Below are 3,167 nucleotides of genomic sequence, written 5' to 3' on the forward strand. Positions count from 1 at the left end.
CCCCCCAACAACTCGAAGCCTTGCGCACGGCCCGTGCGGAGCGCGCCCGGCGTCTGCGCGCCGAGGTGAAAGCCGCCGAGACGCTGCGCCGAAAGCGGTTCGCTCCGGCCACCACGGCCGAGCCCGCCCAGCGGCTGGGAGCCCTCACCGCCGCCCAGGCCGGGCATGAACTGGCCGCCATCGAGCACACCGACGCCTCGAAGCTGGCGCTGCCCGACCTCATCCCGCCCGCCGCGCCCCCGGCCGAGTGGCGCACCCCGCCCTCCCTCGCCACCAGCGCCACGCCCAGCCGACGTGCTTCCATCCCGTCCGAACCTGCCCCCGACGGCCCGCCCGGACGGGCCGCAGACCCTGCTCAAGACGGAGACGCCTCGTGACCGCGGCCACCTACCAGTACGTCGACTTGCCGGATGCGTCCGTGGTCACCACCCGCGCCCTGCTCACTGCCCGAGAGAACATCACCGACACCGTCGCCGCCCGCGCCATGATGTGCATCCACGGCGGCGCCGGCTTCGGCAAGACCCTGGCGGTCAACACCTGCCTGCGCGAACTCGAACCCACCGAGGACGTCCACCGGATCACCTTCCGTGCCCGCCCCACCGCCCGCGCGGTGCGCTACGAACTGTTCACCGCCCTCGACCTGCCCGGCGAACCACCCCGCCACCCCAGCGAATTCGACCGTCTCCTCAAAACAGCCCTGGCCGAGCGTCCCCGCACGTTCCTGGTGGACGAGGCCCAGTGGCTCAACGGCGAAGCGTTCGAATACTTCCGCTACCTCTGGGACGACCCGGCCACCCGCCTCGCGATCATCTTCGTCGGAGGCGAGGGCTGTCACACCGTCCTGCGCCGCGAGCCGATGCTCTCTTCCCGCATCTTCATCTGGCAGCACTTCACCCGCCTCACCCCAAGCGAAGTCCGAGAGGCCATCCCTTTGTTCCACCCGATCTGGGCTACCGCCGACCCCGACGACATCACCTTCGCCGACCAGCACGCCGCGCACGGCAACTTCCGTAACTGGGCACGGCTGACTGCCCACGTCCGCACCGGCCTGGCCCGCACGCGACGGCCGCGGGTCGACCAGGACCTGCTGCGGTGGGCCTTCAGCCGGCTGGGAACAGCCGGATGACCGGCCACGGTCCCCGCGCGTTCCCCGGGGCTGTGCCCGTGAGCACGGCCCGGCAGGACAGGCGGTGAGGAGCATCGGCCTCCTGGACCACATCAATCCCCTCGGCGAGAGCGCCATCGAGGTCCTGGTGTGCGGCACCACCGCCTGTTCCCGGTGCCCGGCCACGAAGACGCTGCGCACCGCCGACCGCCCGCCCGTCACCGTGGTCATGGACCGCGGTGACGACGTGCGCTTCACCCGCACCGCCCTGGCCGCCCACGATCCATCGGCGGGACGCATCGTGGTCCACCCCACCGTCGCCTCCCACGACCGGCTGCTGTGGCACGACATCCTCCACGCCCTCGGCGCCGACCCGCGCAGCTGTCCACGCCCAGGTCGCGCGGCCTCGGACGAACAGGAGCGCGCGGTCCACGTCGCCCTGCAGACCACGGCCGCCTGCCGGTTGACGGTCCTGCGCGCCCACCGGATAGGGCTCGGCCTGTGGGCAGACCTGGTCCACCTGCACCGCACCACCCGCGCGGATCCGGTCCTGGTGCACCACGCCGAACTGCCCGACGACCTCGCGCACTTGCTGCGGCACTGCGATCACCGCGTCATCGACACGTTCGCCGGGATGGCGAGACTGCACCCGCCCGCGGCGGCGTCCGCGCAGTGAGTCGGGGAGCGGCGGCGAGGCTGAGCCTCGCCGGATGCGCTGGCGCGGTGTTCCGGACAGGCGGGACGGTCCCAAAGCCGGGCGGCCTGTGCCCTGTGATGCCGTCACGGCAGGGTGCTCCGGTCCCCAGAAGAGAGAACAGAACAATAATTCGTTGTTTCGTTGTCGAGGGGCGGTAGAGTGGCGGCATGGCACGCGACTCCCGCGAAAAAGCCCGTGACCGGTTGTCCGCGCTGGCGGATGTTCCTGCGGCCGGCACCACGGCGGCGCGTCGTCTGGAGCAGGACGCGGCACTGCTGGGGCGGCTGCTGGCGGCAGCCGCCGGCGATCAGGACAGCGGTCGGCAGGCGCCTGACGTCCTCCCGGACGATGTGGGCGCAGCACTCGGCTTGTTCGAGGAGATGCGGGAACAGCTCCATCGACTGGAGACGCAGGTCGTCATCGAGGCCCGGCGCCGGGGCATGGACTGGCGGCAGATCGCCCAGCACCAGGGCCTGAACTCCTCCCAGGCCGCCTCGCAGCGCTATCAGCGGCTGATGACACGGCTCGAAGAGATCCGTCAGGGCGTCAGGTAGCGGAGAAAGAGAAGCAGATGACAGACCAGCCCGAGGAACTGTTCGCGGCCGTCGACTCGCTGCTCGCCGCTGTCGACGGCGGCACGGTGCTGCCCGCCCCGGCCGAGCGGGTGCGGCTGCGGGAGGCCGCCGGGCTGACCCAGGCCGCCGTCGCCCAGGCGCTCGGGGTGCGCGTACCGAGCATCACCGCGTGGGAGGCAGGCCGGGCCGAGCCGAAGGGAGAGCGCCTGGAGGCATACCGCAGACTGCTCGAGGGTCTCGCGCACCGCTATCCCGCCCCCGCCACGCACCCTGGCAGCGGGCCCGCGGCCCAGCCGCCGCCACCCCCACTCCCGCAGCCGGCCCCGGGCCGGGCAGCGGGCGAGGCTGCACCGCCGGTGCGCTCCCCGTACCAAGAAGAAGCCCTGGACACGACCTCCGCCCCTGCGCCTTTTTCGCCGGCGCCGCAGGGACAGCCGTCGGCCCGGCCGACATCACGCCGCCCGGCGGCGAAGAAGGCCGCGCCGAAGAAGCAGGCGACAGTCGACCCGCGGTTCCCGCACGGGCCGCTGGCCGTGCTGGACGGCGACGGCACCGCATACTGCACGGGCGGCATCCTGCTGCAGTGCCCGGCGACCACGATCCCGCAGCTGGTCGAGTGGACCCTGAAGGAGTCGGGGATCGGCGCTGCGCGCCTGCACCGCAACGGCAAGGACTCCGACCCCCTGATCGTGCTGACCGCGTCGGCCGCCGTGAAGCTCGGACTGCCCGAGCGTCTGGAGGGCTTCGAGGCCCGCCGCTCCCTGCGCCTCGAAGAGGACCACCCGGTGGT

4 protein-coding genes and 1 pseudogene are annotated in these 3,167 nt (G+C 72.3%); all 5 read left to right on the forward strand.

Annotated elements, in window-relative coordinates; genetic code table 11:
• Nucleotides 1-377 (forward strand): annotated as a pseudogene (locus ACTWQE_RS33875) (Mu transposase C-terminal domain-containing protein); the annotation flags it as partial.
• Nucleotides 374-1,126: an AAA family ATPase gene (locus tag ACTWQE_RS33880; RefSeq protein WP_443332930.1), complete on the forward strand. Its 753-nt coding sequence runs from the start codon at nt 374-376 to the stop codon at nt 1,124-1,126. The pseudogene ACTWQE_RS33875 and the gene ACTWQE_RS33880, both read left to right, overlap by 4 nt.
• Before the next feature lie 64 nt (nt 1,127-1,190).
• Nucleotides 1,191-1,781: a hypothetical protein gene (locus ACTWQE_RS33885; RefSeq protein ID WP_443332931.1), complete on the forward strand. Its 591-nt coding sequence runs from the start codon at nt 1,191-1,193 to the stop codon at nt 1,779-1,781.
• A gap of 188 nt (nt 1,782-1,969) precedes the next feature.
• Nucleotides 1,970-2,356 carry a hypothetical protein gene (locus ACTWQE_RS33890; RefSeq protein WP_443332932.1) on the forward strand — a complete coding sequence of 129 codons (387 nt, stop codon included), beginning with the start codon at nt 1,970-1,972 and terminating at the stop codon, nt 2,354-2,356.
• Between the two features lie 17 nt (nt 2,357-2,373).
• The coding region (locus ACTWQE_RS33895; RefSeq protein ID WP_443332933.1) for a helix-turn-helix domain-containing protein at nt 2,374-3,167 on the forward strand (794 nt) is incomplete at its 3' end.

This window comes from Streptomyces sp. 8N706 (genome assembly GCF_052245415.1).
In the GTDB taxonomy this organism is placed as follows: Bacteria; Actinomycetota; Actinomycetes; order Streptomycetales; family Streptomycetaceae; genus Streptomyces.